The organism is Actinoplanes sp. TBRC 11911 (genome assembly GCF_012933445.1).
GTDB lineage: Bacteria > Actinomycetota > Actinomycetes > Mycobacteriales > Micromonosporaceae > Actinoplanes.
Genome location: NZ_JABBNC010000004.1, coordinates 119,452 through 144,637, shown reverse-complemented (window position 1 = coordinate 144,637; position 25,186 = coordinate 119,452). Strand labels below are relative to the sequence as shown.

The 25,186-nt window shown below is 70.3% G+C and carries 20 protein-coding genes; 3 read left to right on the top strand and 17 right to left on the bottom strand.

Features of this window, described 5'->3' with window-relative positions; translation table 11 throughout:
• Positions 1-136: 136 nt before the first annotated feature.
• Positions 137-523: a hypothetical protein gene (locus tag HH310_RS08380; protein ID WP_169174857.1), complete on the top strand. Its 387-nt coding sequence runs from the start codon at positions 137-139 to the stop codon at positions 521-523.
• Here HH310_RS08380 and HH310_RS08375 read toward each other — a convergent pair.
• The 13 genes from HH310_RS08375 to HH310_RS08315 form a co-directional block, all read right to left on the bottom strand.
• Complete coding sequence (locus HH310_RS08375) at positions 504-1,277, bottom strand: phosphate ABC transporter ATP-binding protein (RefSeq protein WP_248293834.1); 774 nt, start codon at positions 1,275-1,277, stop codon at positions 504-506. The two genes, HH310_RS08380 and HH310_RS08375, sit on opposite strands and share 20 nt — an antisense overlap.
• A gap of 68 nt (positions 1,278-1,345) precedes the next feature.
• Complete coding sequence (locus HH310_RS08370; RefSeq protein WP_169174856.1) at positions 1,346-2,305, bottom strand: sortase; 960 nt, start codon at positions 2,303-2,305, stop codon at positions 1,346-1,348.
• Positions 2,302-2,943: a hypothetical protein gene (locus HH310_RS08365; RefSeq protein WP_169174855.1), complete on the bottom strand. Its 642-nt coding sequence runs from the start codon at positions 2,941-2,943 to the stop codon at positions 2,302-2,304. Before HH310_RS08365 ends, HH310_RS08370 begins: the two co-directional genes overlap by 4 nt.
• A gap of 6 nt (positions 2,944-2,949) precedes the next feature.
• Positions 2,950-4,161, bottom strand: a complete 1,212-nt coding sequence (locus HH310_RS08360; protein WP_169174854.1) for a WxL protein peptidoglycan domain-containing protein — start codon at positions 4,159-4,161, stop codon at positions 2,950-2,952.
• 89 nt (positions 4,162-4,250) lie between these two features.
• On the bottom strand, positions 4,251-5,522 hold the full coding sequence (locus HH310_RS08355) for an Ig-like domain-containing protein (RefSeq protein ID WP_169174853.1): 1,272 nt from the start codon (positions 5,520-5,522) through the stop codon (positions 4,251-4,253).
• A 107-nt stretch (positions 5,523-5,629) separates the two neighbouring features.
• Positions 5,630-6,829, bottom strand: coding sequence for a substrate-binding domain-containing protein (locus tag HH310_RS08350; RefSeq protein ID WP_169174852.1), 1,200 nt, complete (start codon positions 6,827-6,829; stop codon positions 5,630-5,632).
• Between the two features lie 186 nt (positions 6,830-7,015).
• Positions 7,016-9,661, bottom strand: coding sequence for a hypothetical protein (locus tag HH310_RS08345; protein ID WP_169174851.1), 2,646 nt, complete (start codon positions 9,659-9,661; stop codon positions 7,016-7,018).
• A complete protein-coding gene (locus HH310_RS08340; protein ID WP_211191909.1) occupies positions 9,658-11,388 on the bottom strand; it encodes a phosphate ABC transporter substrate-binding protein PstS in 1,731 nt (576 codons plus the stop codon). The genes HH310_RS08345 and HH310_RS08340 overlap by 4 nt, the downstream gene beginning before the upstream one ends.
• A complete protein-coding gene (gene pstA, locus HH310_RS08335; RefSeq protein ID WP_169174850.1) occupies positions 11,385-12,599 on the bottom strand; it encodes a phosphate ABC transporter permease PstA in 1,215 nt (404 codons plus the stop codon). Before pstA ends, HH310_RS08340 begins: the two co-directional genes overlap by 4 nt.
• Before the next feature lie 4 nt (positions 12,600-12,603).
• On the bottom strand, positions 12,604-13,620 hold the full coding sequence (gene pstC, locus HH310_RS08330; RefSeq protein ID WP_169174849.1) for a phosphate ABC transporter permease subunit PstC: 1,017 nt from the start codon (positions 13,618-13,620) through the stop codon (positions 12,604-12,606).
• Complete coding sequence (locus HH310_RS08325; RefSeq protein WP_169174848.1) at positions 13,617-14,087, bottom strand: hypothetical protein; 471 nt, start codon at positions 14,085-14,087, stop codon at positions 13,617-13,619. Before HH310_RS08325 ends, pstC begins: the two co-directional genes overlap by 4 nt.
• Before the next feature lie 78 nt (positions 14,088-14,165).
• Positions 14,166-14,894, bottom strand: a complete 729-nt coding sequence (locus tag HH310_RS08320) for a hypothetical protein (protein ID WP_169174847.1) — start codon at positions 14,892-14,894, stop codon at positions 14,166-14,168.
• Positions 14,895-15,109: 215 nt separating this feature from the next.
• Positions 15,110-15,889: an ABC transporter ATP-binding protein gene (locus HH310_RS08315; RefSeq protein WP_169174846.1), complete on the bottom strand. Its 780-nt coding sequence runs from the start codon at positions 15,887-15,889 to the stop codon at positions 15,110-15,112.
• Between the two features lie 71 nt (positions 15,890-15,960).
• On the opposite strand from HH310_RS08315, the gene HH310_RS08310 reads away from it, so the two are divergent.
• Positions 15,961-16,545, top strand: coding sequence for a PadR family transcriptional regulator (locus tag HH310_RS08310; RefSeq protein ID WP_169174845.1), 585 nt, complete (start codon positions 15,961-15,963; stop codon positions 16,543-16,545).
• A 6-nt stretch (positions 16,546-16,551) separates the two neighbouring features.
• Here the strand turns inward: HH310_RS08310 and HH310_RS08305 are convergent, their stop codons facing one another.
• Positions 16,552-17,490, bottom strand: a complete 939-nt coding sequence (locus tag HH310_RS08305) for a ribose-phosphate pyrophosphokinase (protein WP_169174844.1) — start codon at positions 17,488-17,490, stop codon at positions 16,552-16,554.
• Positions 17,491-17,570: 80 nt separating this feature from the next.
• Between HH310_RS08305 and HH310_RS08300 the strand changes: the two genes are divergently transcribed.
• Entirely contained in the window at positions 17,571-18,416 is an 846-nt protein-coding gene (locus HH310_RS08300; protein ID WP_169174843.1) for an ABC transporter ATP-binding protein, read from the top strand.
• A gap of 6 nt (positions 18,417-18,422) precedes the next feature.
• Here HH310_RS08300 and HH310_RS08295 read toward each other — a convergent pair whose 3' ends face one another.
• From HH310_RS08295 to HH310_RS08285, 3 genes are read right to left on the bottom strand one after another with little or no spacing between them, the layout of a single operon-like run.
• Positions 18,423-19,076 (bottom strand): ABC transporter ATP-binding protein, encoded by a 654-nt coding sequence (locus HH310_RS08295; protein WP_169174842.1) that lies wholly within the window; start codon positions 19,074-19,076, stop codon positions 18,423-18,425.
• A 49-nt stretch (positions 19,077-19,125) separates the two neighbouring features.
• Positions 19,126-22,137 carry an FtsX-like permease family protein gene (locus HH310_RS08290; RefSeq protein WP_169174841.1) on the bottom strand — a complete coding sequence of 1,004 codons (3,012 nt, stop codon included), beginning with the start codon at positions 22,135-22,137 and terminating at the stop codon, positions 19,126-19,128.
• Positions 22,134-25,133: an FtsX-like permease family protein gene (locus HH310_RS08285; protein WP_169174840.1), complete on the bottom strand. Its 3,000-nt coding sequence runs from the start codon at positions 25,131-25,133 to the stop codon at positions 22,134-22,136. Before HH310_RS08285 ends, HH310_RS08290 begins: the two co-directional genes overlap by 4 nt.
• Positions 25,134-25,186 lie beyond the last annotated feature (53 nt).

The window sequence follows — 25,186 nt, the reverse complement described above, 5'->3', positions numbered from 1 at the left end:
CGTCCGCGTTCAGCTGTCATTCAGTCCACTGCGCACGCAGAGTCTTACCGATGCTACCGGGACGGGACGTGACGGCACGCCTCCCGCGGCGGCGTGCACCACCCCTACCCACGCCAATCACGGAGGACTCACACCGGTGTTGCGCTCCCGGTTTCTCGTCGTCGACAACCTACAGGGCGGCCGGATGCGCTGGTTCCTGGTCTCGTCGAACAATCGCCGGCTCGGCCAGGACGTCGCGCTCAGTGACAACTACTCGGATTGCCGGACGGCCGCGTTACGGGTCAAGCAAAACCGGGCCGAGCTCAAGCCGCACCTTTTCGCCAGCGACCGGGACGGCCGCTGGGCCTGGCGTGTCGCCCTCGACGACGTACCCTTGGCCACCGCGTGCCGGACTTATTTGCGAGTACGCGAGTGCGAGTACAACCTTTCGCGTTTCCTCCTGGCGTTGGAGGAAGCCGAAATCGTCGAGGGCGTTCGTCGTGTCGGCGACGCCGGCCGCCCGCTCAGCCGAAGCGACCGTTGACGTAATCGGCGGTGCGTGGATCCTGCGGGTCGTCGAACATGGCATCGGTCGGGCCGTGCTCCACGATGGAACCGGGCTGACCGCGCTCGGCCAGAAAGAAAGCACACTCGTTCGAGACTCGCGCCGCCTGCTGCATGTTGTGTGTGACGATGACGATCGTCACCTCCGAGACGAGCTCGGCGATGGTCTCCTCGATGACACGGGTCGATGTCGGGTCGAGTGCCGAGCACGGCTCGTCCATGAGCAGCACTCGCGGGCGAATGGCGAGCGAACGGGCGATGCAGAGCCGCTGCTGCTGGCCGCCGGAGAGGGCGCCGCCCGGTTGGCGAAGCCGGTCGCGGACCTCACGCCACAACCCGGCCTTGGTCAGGCACTCCTCCACCAGCATGTCCTTGGCGCCACGGCGCACCTTGAGGCCGGTGAGCTTGAGGCCCGCGACGACGTTGTCGTAGATCGACATGGCGGGGAACGGGTTCGGCTTCTGGAAAACCATGCCGATCTGCCTGCGTGCCTCGGTGAGCCGCCGCGAGGAATCGTAGATGTCCTCGGCGTCCAGCAGGACTTCCCCAGCCAGGCTGGCCCCCGGGACGAGCTCGTGCATCCGGTTCAGGATCCGCAGGAAGGTGGACTTCCCGCAGCCGGAAGGCCCGATGAGCGCGGTGACCTGACCGGCACGCATGTGCAATGACACACGGTCGAGCACCTGGTGGTCACCGAACCAGGCGCTGATCTCGCGCGCGTCCAGCCCGGCCAGATGCCCGGAGGGGTCGACGGCCGGAGCCCACTCGAGCGTGTCCTTGTAATCGTTCACTTCGACATTCCTCACATCAGGTTCGGCAACAGGCGGGCGATCTGGTCGGCAGTCGCCACGCTGAGGAAACTCAGCACCGGAACCGACACCGTCCACACCTGCCAGCGGCCCCAGTGCAGCCGGGTCCAGGCGATCAGGACGGCGGCGAGCACCAGCGCCTGGCCCCACAGGACGAGCTGCATCCACGCGAACTGGTCGGTGCCCATCGCCAGCTCGGCCGACGACAGGTCGTGCCGGGTAAGGGGGTTCGCCGGCGTCGGCATCGCCGCGGAGACCAGGTCCGCGTCGACGCGAAGCACGCCGGCGGGCAGGAAGGGCGAGCCGTCGGCGGTGGTCAGGGTCAACCGTCCGCCGCCCGCGGCGAGCGGCGGCGGGAGCGGATCGCCGCCGCGCCGCACGCCTCGCACCCGGTACGTCGAGACGCCCTGGCCGGTGGTGACCGTGACCGTGTCACCCGGGTTCAGCCTGGAGAGTTTGCCGAACGGCCCACCGTACGTGCTGGCCCGGCCCATCACCACCGAGGTGCCGGACTGGCCCGGTAGCGGCGTCGTGCGGAGGTGGCCCGGTCCGTCCCGCAGGATCGACCCGGTGGTGCCCTCGAAGACGACCTCGCGGAGTCCGATCCGCGGGATGGACAACAACGTCACCGCGGTCCCGGGGTCGAGCAGCCGCTTCGGGTCGTCCGGGCGGGTGGCCGCGACCGGCGCGGTGGCCTCCGCCAGGGTCTTGCGGAAGTTGGCGTACGCGGTCAGCTGAGCCCGCGAATGGTGCAGCGAGGAGATGGCTCCGGTGTACGCGACGAACACGAAAAACGTCGCCGACAACAGAAGCATGGCGGTCGACGCCACCTGCCACGGTGACGGCAACGATTGCCGGGAGCCGCCGCTGGGACGGCCGGACGGCGGCGCGGGCGCCGTCGGGCGCACGGGCGGGGGCGCCGCCGGACGGCGGCCTTCGACGACGGCGGTCATCCGCGATCACCGCCGGGTCCGGCGATCTTTCGCCGGCGGCCCAGCCGGCGCAGCACCACACCGCCCCCGATCAGGACCGCCCCGGCCAGGCCGATCCCCATGATGTTCAGACCGGTACGCGGGAGCGAGCCGAGCCCGTGACCACCGGAATTGTCCGAGCCGTCGCCGGGCGCCGCGGTGCCACCGCCCACCGGCACCGAGACGACGATGGTGACGGTGAACGCGAAGCTCGCCGTACGCCGCGACGTGTTACCGGTGAACCGCAGAGTCTGGCTGCCCGCTCCGAGATCGGCCGGCAGCGAGACGTCCAGTTGCGACTCGCCGTCCTGGCCGGCGGTGACCGTACCCAACGAGCGCGCGGGAGCGAGAGTGGCGTTCACCGGTTCACCGGCGGCGAACCCGGTACCCGTACACGAAAGCTGGTCACGCGGGTGCAGGGTGGGGTTGGCACCCAGGGCCTTGCCGTCGGCGCCGGCGCACGTGAGGGTGACCGGCTGAGCCGGCGGCGTGGTGTGCTCCGGCACCGTGACCGAGACCGATGGGCCGTCGTCCGCCCATGCGCTCGACGCCGGGCCGAACAAGCCGGCGACGGTGAGGGCCAGCCACGCGCCGGCACTGGTCATACGTCGGTAGGGCATGGCTCCTCAATCGGGGTCGGGTGCGGCGAGCGACGTCGCATCGCCGGCATGGTGGGAGTCGACGAGTTCGGGGCCGTCCGAGGGATCGCCGTCGCGGACCGGTGCCGGCTCGAGGAGTTCCGCTAGGGCACCCGCCTGGCGCCCGCGGTCCTCGGCGGCGGCCAGCTTGGCGCGCATGCGACGACGGCTGATCCGAATCCACCACCACACGCCGAGCGCGATCACGATGAGGATCAGCAACAGCACGATCTGCGGCCACGGTGTCGCCCACAGGCCGACGGTCTGCGCGACCGGGGTGAGCGCCGCGGACATCTTGGGCGCGTGCGACGCGGGTCCCGGAGTGACCGTCACGTGTGCCTTCAGCGGGCCGACGGGCTGGATCCCGGACAGGTGAGCGGTGACGCGCACCGAGTCGCCGGGCAGCACCACCGCCAGCGCGTCCGGCCGGACCGTTTCCTCGGTGCCGAACGGACCGGTGACGGACACGGCCTGGGCGGCCGACAGTCGCACGTTGCCGGTGTTATGCACCGTGTAGGCGACGGTGGCACCGCCGGCACCGAACGGATTGGCGGTCCCCTTATAGCTGGCCGAGACCGACTCGATGCCGAGCGCCGGGGTCAGCGCGCCGACGATGCGGACGTAGGCGGCGACCGCGAACCGGCTTTCTCGGCTGACCTGGCCTTCGGCGGCCTTTTCGGTGACCGAGGCGATCAGCCCGCCGGCGTGGTCCCCGGGCGTGGCATTAGCCGGCACGTTGATGGTGAAGGGCTCGATCACCTGGCTCCGGGCCGGCACCTTCACACTGCCGTGCGCGAGCTTGGTCCAGACGCCGAGGTCGGTCGGTTTGACGGCAGCGGTGGCCACGGAAATCTTGCCGTCCGCCGTGGTGACCCCGTCCGCGGCGTACACCCGGAAGGTGACCGGCGCGGCGCCGAGGTTGGTGATGCTGACATAGTCGTGCACCGTCGCGCCGGGACGCACGTTCTCGTACGAGTATTGGTTGCGGCCGTCCACTGTGGTGGCATTTGCCGGCGCCACCGACCATCGCACCGGCGAGGATTTCGAAGCCGGGCTCTTACCGGCCGACGGGGATGGCGTCGGGGTCGGAGCCACGGAGGGCGCCCCGATCGCGGGTGTGGCGGCAGCCGCGCTGGTCACGACGACGGCGACGGCCGCCATCAGGTGCCAGACACGGTGGGCCCGCGCACGACTGGTCATCGAAGGTTCTTTCCCCTCATACCGGATCGGGTCTCATGAAACGGCCGAGGCGGGGCAGGCGCGAGACGCACCTGCCCCGCCTTCGGCTACTAGCTGGGGCTACCCATGAGGGTCACGGTCAGGTCGGCGGAGTAGGAACCCGCCGCCGCTTCCGCGGGAACCTCCAGGTCCAGCGTTCCGCCCAGGGTGGCCGATCCGGCACCCTTTCCGGCGGCCGCCGAGGCCAGCGTGGCGGCATTCGCCAGGCCCGGAGCGGCGGGCGTCACGTCGGCGCCCTTGACCACGTCCGCCTTCTCGTTCTGCTCGACCACCTTCGGCGCCCAGCCCAGCTGCTTGGCCGCGATGGTGCCGTTGTCGCCGGTGAAGTCGCTCGTCGTGCCGTCCACGTGCCAGCCGGCGAGCTGGTCGCGCTCGTCGGTCACCGTGATCTCGCTCAGGTCGCCCTTGAAGGACAGCTGACCCTCGGCCACCTGGTCCAGCGTCACCGGGTCGCTGCCGACCTCCATGGTGAGGGATCCGTTGCCGCCGCCGATACTCGGAACCGTCACGTTGATCTGCTGACCACCGGTCGAGCTGCCGTCCTCGGCGGTGACCTTGACGGTCACGGCGTCCGAGGTGGACTCCTTGAACGCGTCGGGGTCGGTCGGCTCGAACTTCGCGGTCAGCGAGTGGTCGCCCGCCGACAGCGTGTCCACCGTCTTGGTGGCGGTCCCGCCGGACACGGCCACGGTGCCCAGCGAGTTGCCGCCGTCGAAGTACTCGACCGAACCGGCGGCGCCCTCGCCGCCCACCGTCGCGGTCAGCGTCACGTCGTCGCCGGCCTTGGCGTTGGTCGGGTCGGCGGTCAGCGTCGTGGTGGTGGCGACCGCTCCGGTCTCACCGCCACCCTCGACGACGTTCCAGGTCTTGTCCTCGAGGTTGACGTGCACGGGGGCACTGGCGCCGACGCGGAAGTCGAAGTCGCCGTTGTAGCACAGCAGCGCGAACTCGTAGTCGCCGGACGGCAGCGCGCCGTCAACGTAGTTCGCCATGGCAGTGGCGAGGCTGTCCCCCACGCCGAGCGGACCGCTCAGCTTGGTGTCGGCCACGTCGAAGACGCTGTTGGTCAGCGGGACGAACGCCCCGCTGTCGCTGAGGAGCGAGACCTGAGCCAACGCGCGGAAGTCCTCCGGGCATGCGTTCGCGCTCGCGAAGCTGCTGCCGATCGGGTTGGCGGTCGTCGATCCGGCGGCCGGGGTGATGGTCAGCCCGCCGGGGCCACTGACTGGCGCGGCCTGCGCTGCCGTGGCGAACAAGGTCGTCCCGGCCAGCACCCCCACGGCCAGCATTGCGGCCCGACGGACAGTGTCATGTGCGTTCATCGTCTGCCTTCTGTCTTGATTCGGGTGGTGGCACCGGGTGCCCGGCCGGCGGTGTGTTTCCGGTCGGGCGCCCGGGGTCGTTCAGTTACCGGTCAGGCGGTGGTGCATTACCACTGAGCCGAGCTGAAGGCGCGCAGCTCAGGGGCGATCTGGCCGCAGGTGTGGCCCTTCGGCGCGTTGTTCAGCAGGCCGAACCCGTACGTCTGGATGACGGCCGTGCGGGCGCACATACGCAGCGGGTTCGAGGGCGTCTGGTTGACGAAGGTGTTGTAGAGCGGCGTGCCCGTCGCCGTGGTGGCCGAGAACGGGATCACGTTGTAGACCTCGCGGAGCAGGTCGCTCGGGAAGCTCTGGTTGAGCACACCCGCGGCGGTCGGCGCCACGCCGTCGATCTTCTGCAGGATCGCGCCGTGGCGACGGTCGCCGTGGCCGGTCGCCTGAGCAATCCACTGCGCGGTCGAGAACGGCATGATCGCGCTGTGGTCCAGGCTGACGGCGGTGCCGTCGTGCTCCTGCACGGACGCCGTGGCGCCACCGGCGGTCGGCGTGTAGGTGTCGGACACCCACGCCGGCGGGGTGGTGCCGTTGAAGCCCAGGGCGGTCGAGAAGAAGCTACGGGTACCCGAGCCGGCCTGCGGGATCAGCAGGTGGATCGTGGTGCCCTGGTTGCCGTCGGCCGGGTTCGGGTCGTACGTGACGCCGTCGGTCGCCTTGGCAGCCGTGCCGTTGGCGTACATCCCCTTGAGCTGGGCCAGGGTGAAAGCGCCCTTGATCAGGGTGGCGTTGCTGCCCGTGGCCGGGCCCGTCGCCGTGGTAACGCCGTCCAGACCGAACGGCACGTACTGCAGCAGACCGGACGAGCTGGCGTTGGCGCCCGGGCCGCTGGACGAACGCGCGAAGTCGAAGCACAGCGAGCCCAGCGCGGGAACCGTGGCCCCGGCGCCGGCCGCGTAGGTGGCGGTGGTGCTGGCCGGGTAGCCCGCGGTGTTGCTCAGCGACCGGCGCAGCGCGGTCACGCCCTCGCCCGAGCCGTTCGGCCGGGACACGCCCGTACAAGCGGTCGTGCTCTTCGGGGTGATCGGGTCATGGACCGTGGTGCCGCCCGTGATCGCGTTCCACGATCCGATCGTCGCCGGCGCGAGGGCCTTCGCCATCGCGTCCATCACGTCCTGAGTGGTGTCCGAACCGGCGCCGGCGATCGTCGTGGGAGCCGCCGGGTCGGCGAACGCGGGACCGGTGGCGCCGAGGACGGCGCTCGCGATCACGGCGCTGCCGGCCGCAGCGACAAGGAAGCCTTTCAGCTTCATTTCTTAACCCCTTTCAGGGTCCCTTGCCCGATCTGTTTAATCGGGCTGAGAAAATACTTGCTCACGGTCAGCGACGAACGGAACCTGCTTTTGTGGTCCATCAGGGGATTCCGAATGCACGCCAACATTAATGGGAGGTGACGAATGGAGAATTGGAATTGGTATCCAAATGCGGCAATCGGTTCATTACCCGTCGACTGTCCGTCGTCGGCGCATGAATCGCAGCAAAAGGCCGCCGAGACTGCCGGCCCCGCTGGCGATCAACGCTCCGACCAGGACCCAGCGGATGAGGCCGAGGGTGTCGTTCGCGGTGGAGCCGGTGGAGGCGGCGAGCCCGGCCGGTGGCTGGCTGATCGTGGCCCCCGTCGGGACCGGGCCGGTAGTCGGCGGTTTCCCCGGATCAGGAACGCCGGTGGCAGCGTGACTCGGCGACGTCACGGTGGAAGACGGGTGCGACGGCGTCGACGGCTGAATCACGCCCGGCTCGGACGGGACGGGCTTGCCGTCGGCAAGCATGCGCAAGACGGTTGCCCCGGCCTTCGTCGCGGCGCGAAGTCCGGCCGGCAAGGGTAGATAACCGGGCGGAAGCTGGCCTACCTCGACGCCCGAAACCTGCCCTTTGTCCGCCGCGTAGTCCAACAGCGCGGCGGAGTCACGCAGAGCGGCCGGATCCTGATTGAGACGAACCGCGGCGTAGACGACCCGGGTGAGCGGGTACGCGTCTGGCCCGAGGTTGGCGGGATCGACCTGCATGAGCTTGTGACTGTCGGGCCGCGCCTGCGCCACGGCTGCTCCGAGGCTGGCCGCCGAAGGGGCCACGCAGTTGCCGTCCGCAGTGCACAGATCCGCGGTCGGCAAGCCGTACTTGGCGCTCACCGCTGCGTCGGTGATCCCCCAGGCGAAGCGCTGGCCGACCGGGGCCGCCTGTGCCTTCGCCCAATAACCGGCGTCGCCGCTCGGCGACAGAGCCGCCGGATCCCAGGTACCGGGCGTGCCGGCGGTGAGGGCGCGCTGGATGTGAAGCCCAACGTCATCGAGGTTGCTCGCAAACGGAATGTAGTCGACCGAGTTGATGCACGGGTCGGCCGCAGGATTTTCGCTGTGCGGCGCCGAGGGGTCTTTGCTGCGCGTGCAGATCTTGCTGTCGCGCGGGTAACCGGTGGCCGGTGGGGGCTGATCCAGGTCGAGGTCCTGCAGATCCGAGTTGACCACCATTCCGGTCGCGTCGGGTTTACCGCCGAGCCAGTCCCGCGTGCCCTGGTCGGACTGCACCCAGGCCCATACCGATTGGTTGACTGCCGACTCGTCCGCCGTGGTCATCGGAGCCGTCGTGTAGCTGAGGCCGGGGCGCGCGATGTCGGGGTTGAGGTCGTGCCATTTCGGGTCCGCGGTGATGTTGACATACACCGTCTTCATCCAGTCCGGCTGTTCGAAATACGTCGAGTTCGCCGAAATCGCGCCGCCGGGAAGATCGCCCTTGTAGGATTGCGTCAACGACTTCGCTACCAACTCTGGATTGACTTTGACCTGCCGTATCTGCTGAACGGCGTTCTCGGATTGGGTGTCGATACGGAAGGCGAACGTCAATCCCGTTATCGCTACCGGCGTGTACAACACCGCCGGCCCCCCATCGGGAAACGTGATGGCGCCGGTGGTGAACGCCATCCCGGCCGCGCCCGCAGCATCGCTGCCGAGCTCCGTCGCATTCGTGTCGTCCGCGGTGGCGGCGAAGCTGTAGACCGAGCCTCCGTTCTGGCAGAGCGCTGGTTGCCACGACTGGATCAGACCGGCGACCAACTCGGTCCCGACCATGGGCCGCACGGCACTTTCCTGCGAGCAGGTGTCGTTGGTGGGCACGAAGTTCAGTCGGACCTGCAGACGCTGCGCCCAAGCGGTGGAGCCGAGGGCCGATTGGTTACCCAGACGCTGCGGTTGGTTGTTCGGGTGCACGTTGCCGCGCGGGACGACCACCAGCCAGCAGCTTCGCGGGGAATTGCCGGCCGCGGCGTTGGGAGCGCCACAGCCCAATCCGCCGGCTTCGCGATTCGTCTGAACCTCGAAATGTTCTTCTCCGGTACCGTCCGCGGAGGTGATCCCGGCCGGGATCTCGTTGGTGGATTGGGCGTTGAAATATTCACTCAGCGACGGAAGGTCAGGGTGCAGAGAGTCGGCGTCGCGAAGGTAGATCTTATCCGTCGTATCGACCGGGATGAAAGGCACCGAATAGATGCCGCTCTGGTTCAGCACCGCCGGCGGCACATGTTCCGGGTGATCTTTTTCAGCCGGGTCGCAGCCGCTGGGCGATGCCGGGTTGTCACCACAGAGCACTCCGGTACGACTGTCGTCAACCTTGACACCGCTACTGGCTGCATCGGGAAGACTCACCGCGTTGAAGCTGCCCCATTGACAGTTCTCTGGGTCGGGTCCCTTCTCCGAGTCTCCGTAACACTGCATCATCTGCAGGTAGTCACCACTGATGTTGCCCGGTGGTGTCGGCGTCGCGCCGGACCAGCTGACCTGCACAGATTGGTGAGTCAGGCCGGAGGTCTGACCGACGGTCAGGCTCAGATTCCCGAAGCCGTCCCACAAGTCGTCGAGGAAAGCCCCGGACGAGCCCTTCGGCTGGCGCGGAGTCACAATCGTCTTGTTGTCGGTGCCGGTGAGGCCGTCCGCCCAGTGAACGGTCACCGCGGAGTCGGTGGTTCCGAACCCGCTGATCGGGTCGATCGCGGCGCTTGCGGGCCGGGTCGCGGCGAACGGGTCCACCACCGTCAGCGTGCCCGCGACCACGAGCGCGGCAACGGCCGCGACGGCCCGTCGCAACGGGGTCATGCGTGCCCTCCGGGGTTCGTGAATCGATCCGACCGCCGCCGGCGTCGCATGCCGCCCAGCGCGATCAAGGGCGGCCCTAGCGTCAGCGCGACCAGCAATGCGCCGGCCAGCACCATGAGAGCGACGCGGAATCCGTCGCCAAGACCGGCCTCCGCGGACACCGGGTCGGCGAACACGTCGGACTGGCCGGCGCCACCACCACCGCTGCCGGCCGCGGCACAGTCGCCGCTATCCGCATCACATGCGGTCTGCTGCCCGGTCGCACCGTTGCCACCGTCCTGGGTAGCGGCTTTCGTCGAATCGGGGTTGTTCGGGTCGTTGCTACCGGGCGTCTTCCCGCCTCCCGGTGTGCCGGACCCGTTGCCGGGCGCTTTGGTCCCGTTCGACCCGTTGGTGGCGGGGGTGTCCTGGTCTTTTGACCCCCCGGTGCCGGTCGTGCACTGGGTCGGCCCTTGCTTGTCGCAAGCGGGCGGATTGGGGTCCTGGGTGACCAACAGGTTGGTGCCGTTCGTGGTGAACGTGGGGTTGTGACAGGACTGGACGCTGATGTTGCCGATGTTCGCGCCAGGAATCTTCTTGAGCTGGGCGAACCCGGCCTCCACGAGGTTGATGGGTAACGCCGAGTAGCCGAGCGAGTTGACCTGCGCCTGTCCCTGGCAAAGGGCGTACTTGCCGAAGTCCGCCAGCGTCAGCCCCTTGGCCTTGGTGATCGGCGCATTGGTCGAGGTCGGCATGATCATGTACGAGTAGCCGGAGAGCGGGTAGGTACGCTTGTCCGGGTTGACGTACACCTGGGACAGGTCCTGCGTCAGGTACACGTTCGGATCGTTTGCGTTGTTGTTGATCCGCGCCTTGAGCAGCGACACGGCGACGTGACCCGCGGTCGGCTCGGTGTAGTAACCGGCCTTGTTGAGCATCTTCGCGACCGGGAACCCGGCGTTCTTGGCATACGAGTACTGGACATAGCCGATAGTGCCGACGGCATCCTTCTGCTTCACGTAGCCCGCGACGTTGGCGTCGCCCAACTGGGCCACCATGCCGCGGCCGGGCACGATCGGGTACACCGAGGTCTGGGTGCACGGCGTGCGGTGGGCAGCCGCGCAGTAGTCATTCCACAGGGAACCCTGGGTAGCGACCATCCACTGAGTTAACTGGGCGGTGGCGCCGGAGCCGTCGGACCGTACGACCGGAACGATTTTGATCCCGGGGAGACGCAATTGTGGATTGTCGGCGGCGATGGCCGGGTCGTTCCACATCTTGATCACACCGGTGAAGATCTTCGTGATGGTGGCACCCGACAATCGCAGATTCGTCACCTGCCGGGTACCGATCTTCAGGTTGTACATGAACGTCGTGCCACCGGCGGTGACCGGCACGTAGACAAATGGATGCTGGGCGGTCGGCGGCGGATCTTCGTTGTTGCCGTCCTTGACCCCGTACGCGATGTCGGAGGCGGCCCAGTCGACCGTGCCGACCCGGAACTGGTTCCGGCCGTCGGACGAACCCAGGCCGGTGTAATTGACGTTCATGCCAAACTGCGCGACGTTACGCCGCCAGGTGTCGATCGCGTTCTGCGACCAGGTCGACCCGGCGCCGTTGATCGTCACGTAACCGGCCGCCGCCGCTCCCGGCGGCCGGATGGCGAGGCCCACCCCGGCGGCCAGCAGCACGGCGCAAGCCATCGTGAGCCAGCGACGCAACAAGCCACGTCGAGACGGGTTGATCATGAGAATTCTCCCTGTGCCTCGCCTGTCGGGGCAGTCGTTTGGCCGGCGAACCGGTTCAAGTCGCGCCGGGACGCCGCGGCACGACGACGCTGCTGGCGTCTGCTGAGCTGGCCCGGCCCGCGCCCACCGATGACGCGGGCGATCGCGAACAACACCAGGACCAGGACCAACAAGGTGGTGGCGGTGCCGAAACCGCGGGCCACCATGTTGTCCTGAGAGTTCTGCACGAGCGTGTAGGACAGCAGCGGCAGGCTCATCATCGGACCGTGCACCGGATCGGCGTTCACCTGCGCGGTCGCTCCAGCGGTGATCAGCACCGGACTGGTCTCGCCGATCGCCCGGGCGGCACCGAGGATCACCGCCGTGGCGAGCCCGGACCGGGCCGTCGGCAGCACCACATAGCGGACCGTGCGCCAATGTCCGGCACCGAGCGCGTACGACGCCTCGGTCAAGTTGCCCGGAACGAGCCTCAGCACGACGTCCGACGCGCGGATGATGATCGGCAAGATGGTGACCGACAGGGCAAGCGCCGCTGCGAGACCAGACTTCTCCATCCCGAAGATCAAGATGAGGGTCGCGAAAATGAACAGGCCGGCCAGCAGGTCGGGCAGCGCTGTCATCGCCTCCACCACGGTCCGCACGAATCGGGGGAAGCGCCCCGGGATCTCATGCAGGAACACCCCGCCGAGCAGGCCCAGCGGCACCGACACGGCCAGTGCGATGCCCAGCTCGATCAGCGTGCCGATGATGGCGTGTTTGATACCGCCCACGGTGAGCGGGTCGAGTGGCCCCGCATCGTGCATGTCCTGCGTGAAAAAGTTGAGATGCCGCAGGGCGGTCGCACCTCGGACGAACGTGTAGACGATCACGAAGACCAGGACGGCGAACAGCACCAGCGCCAGCGAGTGCACAATCACCGTGGCGATCCGGTCCCACATGGTCGGCCGGTTCTCGTCGAAGGACACCAGCAACGCATAAGTGCCGACGAAGATGAACCAGCTCACTATCACGTAGCCCAGCGCCCCGGTGAACGGACCTATCTGAAGCCAGAGCAGACCGGTGGTGGCGGACGCGGCAGCCAGGCCGCCGACCAGCGCGAAGACATCGCTCTTGCGAAATCCGCCCAGCTTCCGGCGGGTCTGCGTGGCGCTCGATCTACCCCGCTCGGGAATCGAGGTCCGCGGTTCAGTTTTCTGGTCGAGCACGGTCATCGGTTCACGCCTCGCTTACCGCGCCGGAACGCGACCTGGCCACGATGGACGCCGCGGCGAAGTTCACCAGCAGCGTCAGCGCGAACAAGGCCAGTCCCGCGGCCATCAGCGCACTGAGCGCGAACGGGCTCGACTCGCCGTAGTGCAGCGCGATGAGGCTGGAGACGCTGGAGGTCCCGTTCTCGAAGATGTGCGGCTGGATCTTGAAGACCGGCGAAATGATCAGGACGACCGCGATCGTCTCGCCCAGCGCCCGGCCCAGGCCGAGCATGATGCCGCCGATGAGCGCGCCGCGGCCGAACGGCAGCACGACACTCCGGATCATGCCCCAGCGCGTCGCACCCAGCGCGTAGGCGCCCTCGCGCTCGCCGGGCGGCGCCTGGCTGAAGGCCTCGCGCATCACCGAGCAGGCGATCGGCGCCACCATGAGCGCCACGACGAGCCCCGCGATGAACGTGCTCGACGTGTAAAGGGTTTCCGGTGTCAGCGGGTCGTGCCGTTGGACTCCGCTCACCTTGAAAAGCGGAATCCATCCGAACCAGTCGGAGATCCACCGGGAGAGGCCGAGCACCCGCCACTGCAGGAAATACGCCCCCCACAGCCCGTAAACCACGCTGGGAACCGCGGCCATCAGGTCCACCAGGGCAACCATCAGACGTCGTACGCCGGGTGGTGCCATCTCCGAGATGTAAAGCGCGACACCGACGGCCAAAGCGGTGGCCACCACGATCGCCACGATCGCGATCAGGACCGTGCCGACCATGACCGCCGCGATGCCGAAGCCACCGCCGTCCGGGTTCCAGTCCTGGGTGGTGACGAAGCTGAAGCCGGCCTGTCGCAACGCTTGCAGCGCACGATAGGTCAGGAACGTACCGACCAGCGCCATGATGAGCAGGACAAGCAGACCCCCACCGCGGGCGACACCTCGGAAGACGCGGTCCGGCCACTCGAGGTTCGCCTTCAGGCGCACCCGCGGCTGCGGGCCCTGCCGCTCCGGGGCCTCCACTAAGACGTCGCTCATCGCGCACTCACCGGCACGTGCCAGTCGGGCAGGCCGCGGACCGCATCGACAACCTCGGCTCCGGCCACCGCTCCGACGAACCTCCTGGCCGCGTGCCGGGCGCCCTGCTCCTGCTGGTAACGCCGGCCCGCCGCGACGACCACCCCGTCCAGCGCCCCGCGCCAGCTGAACCGCCCGGTCAACCGGTCGTTGACCACGTCGGTCGCGATCCTGGTGCTGCCGCTGCGCACGTCCCGGACGGCTTGGCGGCACAGGTCGGCGGCCGGGAACCGGAACGCGCTGCGCGCCAGCTCACGGTTGTTCCCGGTCATCAGCCGCCAGCCGAACCAGTCCGTGGAGGTTTCCGGCACCGTGGCCGCGACCGGCCACCCCAGCCAGCTCGGCGCCGACGAGGAAGGCAGCAGGTGGACCAGGAATCTGACTCCGGTCGACTGTCTGGAAAGGACGGAGTCCCTATGCTGACTCACGTCCAGGAACCTTAGTGGGGCCTTAACAACCGAGTCCGCAACTTGATTGGAACCGCAAGTGAACATCCAGTGGGATGCCTAGGAGGCGAACGCCACCACCGTTAGACCGGCGGTTCCACCCAGAGCCGTTCCGAGGCACACCACGACGGCCAGTTCGCGCATCACCAGGCCGGCCACCTGGATGCCCAGCAGGCCCTGGATCCGCAGGTCGGCCAGCTCGGGGCCGCGGTCGCGCACGGATGACCAGCCGGCGTCGGCCACCACGAACGCGGCCAGCAGCACGGCCAGCCCGGTCGCCGCGGTGTCGCCCGGCGACTGGTGCGTGCCAAGAAGAAGGACCAGTTCCCAGCCGCCGATCGCCACCGCCGCCAGGCAGAGCAGGGTGCGGCCCGGGATCCCGGACAGCTGCACGATCGCCGCGCGCAGCCGGCCACGAGCATGCGGAAACGACATCGTGGAGCCACGTGGCGACCGGTCCGAGTGTGCTCGCGCACTGGCCCGCCACGCCGGGACCAGAGCCGCCGCCAGGCCGACCGCCAGGGCCGTCGGCGCCTCCGGCACCAGGTCTGACGAGACACCGGTGGTCAGACCGGCGAGAACCGTGCCGAGCACACCGGCGCTGAGCGTCAGCAGGCTCACCTCGGTCAGCAGATAGCTCAGGATCTCACCGGGCAGCAGTCCCAGCGAAGCCTGCTGTCGCAGCTCCGGGGCCAGCGTCGCGGTAGAGGCGAGCGTCGCGTGGGCGATAGCCAGTCCGCAGAGGAGCAGCAGGACGGGATGGCCGCGCGAGGCGGTAGTGGACGTCATTATCACCAGCACGAGCGTCACGGACCGCCATGGATGCGCACGCAACCGTTGCCAGGTCAGCCACATCAACGCCGCGGGAAAGGCCATCGGTCGTCGCCCCCATGCGCCCGGCAGAAATGGCTATGCCGAAGGCTCGCACTCCCCGGATCGCCGGGGCAACCATCGGGCGAGGTCTTCCCGTCCTCGCCATGTGCCGCTCATGCGTTTGCAACGCCTCAGATCACGGGCGCCGGCCGTTCGATCCATTGCCTGGCGGCCGCCCGGGCCGCCGGCCCCACGTCGGCACGGACGTCGGCGACGACGACACCGGCCCGCAGGCGCACCACCCGCGGCGCCCGCGCAGCCGTCGCCTCGTCGGCGGTAGCCAGCAGTAACGCCGTGCCGTTCGCCGTGGTCAGGCGCTTCAGGAGGTCGAGAATCTCGGTCGCGGCCCGCCGATCCAAGCCGGCGACGGGTTCGTCGGCGACCACCAGGCGCGGCTGGTTCGCCAGTGCCCGCGCCAGCACCACCCGCATCCGCTGCGAGCCGGACAGCCGCGACGCCCGCACCCGGACCGCATCGGCCATGCCGACCGCGTCGAGAAGGCGGAGCGCCCGCTCGTAGGGGTCGAAGCTCACTCGCTGGTGCAGCAGCGGGAACACGACGTTGTCGACCACGGTGAGCGCGCTCATCAGGACAGAGCCGGCGGAGACGACCCCGATGCGACGCCGTAGCCGGGTGGCCCGGTGACCGGGCACCGACTCGGTGCGCACACCGTCGATGACCACGCTGCCCGCATCCGGGCGGTCCTGCGCGGAGGCCAGACGAAGCAGGGCGGTCTTGCCGGAATCGGCGGGCCCGGTGATGGCGACCGCCTCACCCGGGTGAACGGCCAAAGTGATGTCGTGGAGCGGTCGGTGGCTGACGTGGACGAACCTGATGACTGCTTCCGAGCCCGAGGCCGGCGACAGGGAGCCGTCGTCGCCCGGGCCCGGCTTCCCCCGTAGCCGAAGCATGCCCACCATGATGCCGCACACCGGCGGGACCATCCGACCCAGCGTTTTTCACCTGTTCGTAGGATGGTCGAATGCCATACGCGCACGGACTGCTCGCGCTTCTCGCCGAGGGTGACTGCTACGCGTGGAGCCTGCGCGGAGCGGTCGAGGCCGCGCTGGGCCGCGACTGGAGCGGCGCCTCCCGCAGTCACGTGTACGCGATCCTCAAGCCGCTGATGAAGAACGGCCTGATCACCGCCGTGCCGGAAGGTCATCCGGACGTCACCACCCACGCCATCACCGAGGCGGGCCGCGCGGAGCTGTCCCGCTGGCTCGACGAGCCGACGGTCCGCGCCGCGGGATACCGCGACGACTTCCAGCTCAAAGTCATGGCCACGGCGCTGCGCGGACCGGCCGAGATCCACCGGATCTGCGGGATCCAGCGGCAGGCACGAATGCACGAGTTGCAGGTGCTGCACGCCGTCCGGGACGAGGAATCGGTCGACGGCGGTCTCGTCGCCTGGAACGCCGAGGTGGCGATCGGCTACCTCAACGCCGACCTCGCGGCAATCGAGGCGGCCGAATCCCGGGCGGAGCAGATCGCCCGGGAAGTACGCCGGCTGGTCACCCCGTTCCTGTACGGCCAGGATGCGGATGACGAACGGAAAACCGCGTGAGCGAGCTCAGGTGAACAGCGCGCTCACTGACTCGCCGTTGTGGATCCGGCGCATCGCCTCGGCCAGCGCCGGCCCCACCGACAGAACCGTCAGCTTGTCGGTGCGATTCCGCGGCGGGATCGGCACCGTATTCGTGCAGACGATTTCCTCGATCTCCTTCTCGGCGGACAGCCGTTGCAACGCGTCCGCCGCGAAAAGGCCGTGCGTGCACGCCACCCGGACGCTGCGCACATTTCGCTCGCGCAGGCGGGCCAGCAATTCGAAGACCGTACTGCCCTTGGCGATCTCGTCGTCCAGGATGATGACGTCGCGGTCGGTCACGTCGCCGATCACCGAGCTGATCACGACCTTGTCGTCGGCGAAACGCTGCTTCGCGCCGGCCGCCACGTCGATGTCGAGCATCCGCGCGAACGCCGCCGCCTCTTTCGCATTACCCAGGTCGGGGGACACCACGACGGTGTTGCTCAGGTCGTAGCCGCGGAAGTGGTGGGCCAGCTCGCGCAGCGCGTGCAGATGGTCGACCGGGACACTGAAGAATCCGTGCACCTGCGGCGAATGCAGCGTCATCGCGAGCACCCGGTTCGCCCCGGCGGTGGACAGCAGATCGGCCACCAGCCGCCCGCCGATGGAAATGCGCGGGGCGTCTTTCTTGTCGCTTCTCGCGTACGCGTAATGCGGCAGCACCACGGTGATTCGCCCGGCGGACGCGCCACGCGCCGCGTCGAGCATGAACAAAAGCTCGACCAAATTCTCCTGTACGGGCGGGACCAGCGGCTGGATCAGGAAAACATCGCGTTCCCGGCAGTTGCCTTGGAGCTGCACCTCGATGCAGTCGTTCGCGAATCGGGACGTCTTGGTGGGCAGCAACGGAACGCCGAGATGCAGGCAGATCTCGGCGGCCAGCTCAGGATGGGCAGAACCGGAGAAAACGGCGATATCGCGCACGGCAGCCACTGTAAAAGGCTAGCTCGGGACGTTATCGAAGCGGGGTCGTAGCGGGTGCGGATCTTCGCTAGCGTAAGGCCATGAACGGACTTGCCGTGGCTTGCCGCCGAGTGGTGCACATCTATCGCGCCGAGGCCGGCGACGTGGTCGCGCTGGCCGGCGTCGATCTCTCCATCGCGCCGGGCGAGACGATCGCGCTGGTCGGCCCGTCCGGGTCCGGCAAGTCCACGCTGATCGCTCTGCTGGCCGGTCTGATGCGGCCGTCCGCCGGGCGGATCAACATCGGCACGTACGACATGGGCAAGCTCTCCGACTCGGAGATCTCCCGGCTGCGGGGCACCGAGATCGGTGTGGTGCTGCAGGGCGCGGCGCGAAACCTTCTCCCGTACGCGTCGCTGCACCGCAACATCTGGCTGGCGCAGCGCCGCGCGTCGCACACGCGCGGCATCAAGCTGGACGACCCCGACCGCATCCTCGACCTGGTCGGGCTCCCCGGTCAGGGCCGGCAGCGGCTGGCCGACCTGACCCCGGGCGGCCGGCAGCGCGCGGCCCTCGCGGTCGGCATCGCCACCGGCCCCGGCCTGCTGCTGGTCGACGAGCCGACGTCGCGGCTGGACACCGCGGGCCGCGACGAGGTTCTCGCCGCGATGGAGACGGTCAACGCCGAGCGCCAGACCACCATCGTCGTCGTCACGCACGACAACGAGGTCGGCGCCCGGCTGGGCCGGGCGGTGACCATCCGCGACGGCCGGGTGGGCGCCGAGGGCCGCGACGGCCAGGACTTCGCGGTGGTGGCCGGCGACGGCACCGTCCAGTTGCCGCCGGAGGTGCTGGGCAGCTACCCGCCCGGCACGCTCTTCACGGTGCAGCACATCGACGGCGAGGTCACCCTGGTGCCGGGCGGCACCGAGACGACGGCCGCCTGACGGCCGCTACCGGCGGGCCCAGACCGCTTCGCCCTCGGCCAGGTGCAGCTCCCGGTCGCACGCCGCCGCGGCCTCCGGGTCGTGGGTCGCGAACACGACGGCGGCGCCGCGGGTGGCCTCGGAGCGCAGCAGCTCCAGCACCTTCTGCCGGTTGGCGGCGTCCAGCTCGCTGGTGATCTCGTCGGCCAGCAGGACGTCGCCGCGCAGGGCCAGCCCGCGCGCGATCGCGGTGCGCTGCTGCTGACCGCCGGAGAGCTCCTCGATCAGCTGATTGGCCTGCCCGGACAGGCCCAGCGGGTCGAGCGCCTCGGCGGTGCGGCGGCGGGCCTCGGCGGGCGTGCCGCCGGTGGCGATGACCGCCACCGAGATGTTCTCGGCCGCCGTCAGGATCGCGGCCAGGCCGTTGTCCTGCGGGATCAGCACGACGTTCAGCGACACCGCGTGGTCGCGGTCGGCGAGTGGCTCACCGTCCACGAGCACCTTGCCCGCGACCGGCGCGAGCAGGCCGGCCATCGCGCTCAGCAGCGTGGTCTTGCCGGCGCCGGACGTGCCGGTGATCGCGAGGATCTCGCCGGGACGCGCGTCCACGGTGACGCCTCGCAGCACGGGCGCGTCGTTTCCCCACGCGATGTCGGCCGCCTCGACGGTAAGTGTCTTCACCCCGTTGTCTCCTTCGATCGATAACGATGATCCTGCCGGACCGGTGCAACTACGCGGCGTCCCGGCGGTCGATGCGGCCGCGCAGGTCGCGTCCGGTCAGCGCCGCCACCACCGCCAGCAGCGCCAGCACGGTGAGCGTGGCCAGCGGGACCACCACCAGGTGCGGCCACGACGGCAGCGGCAGGCTCGGCGGATGCAGACCCGCGAGCGGCAGTGCCCAGCCGGTCAGCGCCCAGGTCGCCGCGGCGGTCACCGCACCCACGACCGCGGCGATCGCGACCAGCACCGGGTAGGTCCACAAGGTCGCCCGGCCCACGGCGGGACGGCTCATGCCCTGCGCGCGCAACGCCGACAGGTCTTCCACCCGGCGGGACCGGTCGACGGCGGCCGCCAGCACCAGCGCGCCGGCGCCCAGCAGCACGGACAGGCCGCCGGCCAGCACGTAGAACCAGAGCGCCAGGGCCGGTCCTTGTTCGTCGAGCTGGCGTCGCAGCTGCGCCGACCGGGTGTCCGCGGTGACGGTGAGGCCCTGGGCGGCCAGCCGCTCCAGCACGTCGGCGGGAGCCCGGTCGTTCAGCCACACCTGCGGCTGCAGCGCGGGCATGCCGTCGACGCCGAGCCGGTCCGCGTAGTCCAGGTCGACCAGGGTGGCGTGCACGCCGAGCCGGGGCACGGCGGAGACCTCGGCCACATCGCGCACCGGGAGCCGGTTGCCGTCGATGCCGGTCACCGTGCCGTCCACGGGCGGGGTACCGGCGTACGCGACGGGCATCGGGAACGGTGTGTCGACCGGCTGCACCCACGCGCCGCCGGCCAGGCCGCCCGGCCCGTCCACGTCGATGCGCAGCCCGCCGCCGGCCGCGGAGAGCCGGCCGTAGCGCGGCATCCGCCAGCCGGACAGGTCGCTGAGCCGCGCCGCCGGCACCATCCGGGTCGGGCTCGTCGTGCCGATGTCGTTGATCACGACGCGGCCGGTGAAGCCGACCGCGGTGATGGCGCCGGACAGCTGGATCCCGTTGAGGCGGCAGCCTTCCCGGCAGATCGGTACCCGGATGCTGTACCGGTCGGTGCCGTCGCGCAGCACGCCGAGGCCGGCCACGGTGTCCCCCAGTCCGGTCAGCGAGGACACCGCGACGGCCAGGCTGAGCTCCTTGCCGAAGGCGATCCCGCTCACCGCGGCGTCGATCGTGATGTCCTGCCCGTCGAGCTGAATCGGGGCCGGCGGTTGCCCGGGATGCAGCCGCCGGGCCACCGTCGCCGCGGTGGGCCCGCCGGACGGCCAGGTCGCCACCGCGGCCAGCCGGGACGAGTCGACGGCCAGGCCGAGCGGTTCGTTCGCGGTGCTGTTGGGCAGCCGGGACACCGCCATCGCGTACCGCCCGTCCGGGTCCACCGCGCGGACCGCTCGCAGCAGCGTGGTCCGATGCACCGGGCGGATGTCGAGCACCCGGTCGGCGCCGATGCCCAATTGGGACTCGACGCCCCGGCCCTGGGCCGCGACGTCGACCGCCGCGCTGGCGTACCCGGCCACCGCCACGGTGGCGATGAGCAGTGCGAACAGCCGCTGCGCGCCGGGCCGCCGGGAGAGCTGGAACCCGGCCAGCGCGAGGCCGAGACGACCGCCGGCCAGCGCGCGCGAGGCGAAACGGGTCACCACGGGCAGCAGGGCGCGGGCGGCGATCAACGACAGCGCCAGCATGAGGAACGCCGGTGCGAGCGTGCCGATGCCCTTGAGCGTGCCCCCGGAGATGGCGAGCTGGACCGCGCTGACCACGGCGAGCAGCACGATCAACAGTTCCACGGCGAGGGCGCGCGGGCCGTTCGCCACCACCGGGTTGCGCCGCAACAGCACCGCGACCGGGCTGAGCAGTTGCCGCCGCTGCGCGAGAACCACGGCGGCCAGCGCGGCGAGCGCGGCGAACGGCGCGTAGCGCAGCGACGACCAGTCCGGGGCGGCGCCGACGCCGGGGAACCGGGCCGCCGCCACCGCGTTGACCAGCAGCTGTCCGGCGAGGCACCCGGCCAGCGCACCGAGCAGCACCGCGACCAGGCTCTCGCCGATCGCCAGCCACCACCGCATCCACCAGCGGCTGCCGCGCAGGGCGACCACCGCGAGCTCGGGTTGGCGGCCCTGGCTGCCGTAGCTGACCGCGAGGAAGATGCTGAAGCAGGCCAGCAGCACCAGCGGGACCGCCAGCACCGGGACGATGAGACGGCTGGCCGAGCGTCCGGCGTCGATCCGGTCGAGCAACGCGGGCATGTCGGTGTTGATCTGCAGGGACGAGCCCAGCTTCTCGTTGACCACGCTGAGCCCGGCGAGACCGTTGCGCAGCGCGGGCAGCCGGTCGATGTTCAGCGCCCGCGGTCCGGCGGTGCCGTCGATCGTCAGCTCGGTGGCGCCGTGGTCCATCGTGGTGAAGGTGGACTGCCCGGTGAACACGGGCTCACGGCCGGAGTCGAAATACCCATGCGTTCCCCAGTACGCCTCGGCACGGTCGCGTACCTGGTAGGTCCCGACGACGGTCAGCCGCTGCGGCAGCCCGTCCGGCAGCCACGCCGGACGCACCGGGTCGTCGGAGAACTTCGCCGACCGCATCGTGATCGGGTCGCCGGCGGCCAGGTGCAGCCGCGCCGCGGTCGCGGCCCCGATGATGACGTCGCCGGTGCCGATCAGGCAGCGCCCGGTGACGATCCGGACGTGGGCGCAGCTGTCCTGACGGAAGACCAGCTGGGAAGCGGTCTTGACGCCGGGCTCGATGCCCATCGTGGGGAATTGCGAGGCGTACACGAAGGAGAAGCCGGGCAGGTTGATCAGCGCGTCGCTGATGTTGGTGAAGTCCGGACCGCCGACACCGACCCGGTCGTCGCGCGTCGAGCTGATGACCAGGCCCAGTTCGCCGGGCACCGCGGTGCTGATCTGACCGGCCGCGACGGCCCGGTCGGCCGCGATCAGGTAGGCCGGCGAGGCCACTGCGGACGCCACCGCGAACAGGGCGAGCAGCGCCAGCGTGACGGCCTGGCCGCGCCTGGTCCAGACCATCGCGAGAACGAGCTGGATCATCGGCCGGCCTTCCCCGCGCGACGCAGCCGGCGTACCAGCGGCAGCACCGAGAGCCAGCCGACCAGTCCGAGCACGACGAGGGCGGCCAGTCCGGCGAACAGGAACGGGTTGCGGCCGAGGGCGCCCGGCGCGGCCAGCACGTTCCAGCCGTCGGTGAAGTCCGGGATCGAGACGCGGGCCAGCGGACCGGCGACCGCCGCGGCCAGCAGGCCGCCGATCAGCCCGGTACCGATCAGGGCCGCCGGTCCCGCGTACGCCGTGGCCACCGTCGTCCGGACGGGCAGACCCTGGACCCGCAGCGCCGTCAGCTGGCCCAGCCGGGTGCGCCGGTCGACCGCCCCGGCGACCCCGATGGCCGCCGCCGCGAGCAGCAGTCCCACCACGCCGCAGACCAGCGAGAACCGGATGACCGTGGCGGGCGCCTGCTCGGCCAGCTGAGCCGACCGGGAGGAGACGCTCTCGTCGCCGCTGACCCGCAGTCCGGCCGCGACGAGCCGGTCCACCACCGCACGCCCGGCTCCGGGTGCGAGCCACACCTGGTATTCCGCGGGCGGGTTGGCGTCGCCGATGATCCGCCGGGTGGCCTCCAGGTCGACCAGCACACCGGCGCGGCCGAGCACCGGCAGCGCGGCGGCGGTCCCGGCGACCCGGACCGGGATCGGCGAGCCGCCGAACGAGCTCACGTTCGACTCGCCGAACTGCCAGGCCGACGCCTTCGGGCCGGACAGGACCACGGGCAGCGGCAGCGCGGTGTCGACCGCCCACACCGCACTGCCGACCATCGGCTGCGCGGTGAGGTTCGCGTCCACGTTCATGCGCAGGACGCCGTCGCGGGCGTCCACGTCCATCGCCGCGCCCTCGGTGCCGGAGCGCCAGCGGGTGATGTCGCCCAGCGCCGCGCCGCCCAGGATCTCGGCGGACGGGTTCTGCTGGGTGAGCGCGCGGATCGTCACCGCGGTGCCGTCCGGTGCCGGGAAGGCCAGACCCTCGGCGGTGGGCGGCGACGTCACCTCCCAGCGCAGGATCCGGCAGCCGTCGGCGCAGCCGGGCACCGGCGCGGTCAGCGTCTGGTCGCCCGGGCCGAGCCGGCCGAAGCGGACCTTGACCGGTGCGCCGCTCTTCTCGTTCAGCAGCACCACGTTGAGCACCGCGGCCTTCTTCCCGTCGTGGGTGAGTCGCACGCCGAGCCGGTCGCCGGTGACCGCCGGGAGCGGGGCCGGTCCGAGGTCGCCGGACGGGAGCGCGCCGAGCGGTCCGTACTCGGGACGCCAGCGGGCCACGGCGGCGAGGCGGGCGCTGTCCACGGCGAGAACCGGCGGGTTCGCGGCGCGGTCCACCACGACGGCCATCGCCTGCGTGCCGCCCGGGTCGGCGGTGCGGACGGCGTCCACCAGACCGGTGCGGTTGGCCACCTGCACGGTCAGGACGCGGTCCGCGCCCAGTTCGGCGGTGCTGCGGTCGGTGCGCGCGGTGTCCTCGCCGTACCAGCCGCCGACCGCCGTGGCGAACATCGCGACCGCGACCACGACCAGCGCGAACACACGGTCGCTGCCGGGCTGCCGGGACACCTGCACGGCGGTGAGGCCGGCCCGCAGGTGCCCGGTGCGGACGGCCGCGCCGCCGCCCCGGTCGGCGAGGCGGCCCAGCAGCCGGGCGAGCAGCAGCGCCACGGCGAGCCCGACGAGGGCGGGTGCGGCCAGCGCGAGGCCGCTGCCGGCCGCGCTGGACCGGGCCTGGTAGACGGCGGCCACGGCGACGGCGAGCAGCAGCAGGTCGACGACGCCGGAACGCCAGTCGCCGCGGGCGGTGCCGACCTGACGCAGCAGCACGGCCACCGGCTGGCGCAGCACCAGACCCTCGACCACGGCGAGCACGAGCAGGCCGCCCACCAGGACGGCGGCCACCGCGACGACGGAGAGCAGCAGAGCGGTGCCGCGGCCGTCGGTGAGCGGGCCGGCCAGCAGCCGGGCCACCAGCCAGCCCAGCGGCAGGCCGACGACCGCGCCGGCCAGCAGCGGAACCACGTGCTGTCCCCAGGCCAGCCGCAGCATCCCGCCGCGGGCGCTGCCGCGCAGCTTGAGCAGGGCGGCGTCGCCGCGCCGATCGCGTCCGGTGTAGCGGCCCGCGAGCCCGATCGCGAACCAGGCCAGCACCAGGATCTGAATCATCGCGACCAGCACGCCGGTGCGGATCTCCGCGCGGTCCCGGGCGATCACGGCGAGCAGCACGCCGATGGGGTTGACCAGGCGCAGCTCGGCCGCTCCCATCCGGACGTCGGCCGCCCGCAGCGCGGTCGCCAGGTCGCCGCCGCCGCGGATCAGCGCGTCCGGCACCTGCACGTCGAAGCTGACCGTCGGTTCCCAGAGCTCTCTGAGCTCGAATGTCTGCAGCGGAGTGAATACCGGGTCGAGCGCGGTGCCCTCGGCACGGTAGAGCGAGTTGCTCCAGTACAGGCCGGTCGGGTCGGCCGGCAGGTAGAACCCGACGACCTTCAGCCGGATCGGTTCGGTGGTCGGCGAGGCGCGCAGACTGGTCGTGCCGCCGATGCCGACGCCGAGTTGCTGGGCGGCCTTCGCACTGATGGCGATCTCGTTGGAGCGTGACGGGCAGTCGCCGTCGAGGCGTACGTGGGCACAGAAATCGTCGCGGTAGGCGACACCGATCTGCGATGTGCTGTTGCCGTTCGCCACCGTCATCGGCATCACCATGCCGCCGACCGGCGCCGTGGCGGGCAGCGGCAGCAGGCCCTGTGCCTTCGCCGCGAACTGTTGCAGCACCGTGCGGGGCTGGCCCTGGGTGTCGGCGATCTGGCGGACCGAGATGGTGCGCTGCTCGGCGGGAGCGGCCGCGACGTCCGCGGCGGCGGCCCGGTTGCTGCTGGCGACCGCGTACCAGGGCCCGGCGGCAGCCACCGCGGCGGCCAGGGCGGTCAGGATCAGCACCGTCAGCACCTGCGCCCGACGGGTCCGCACCGCACCCCAGATCAGCGCGAACATTCATCCCTCCCGAAGATCACACGGCAGGTTACGCCATGTAACGCATTCAGGGG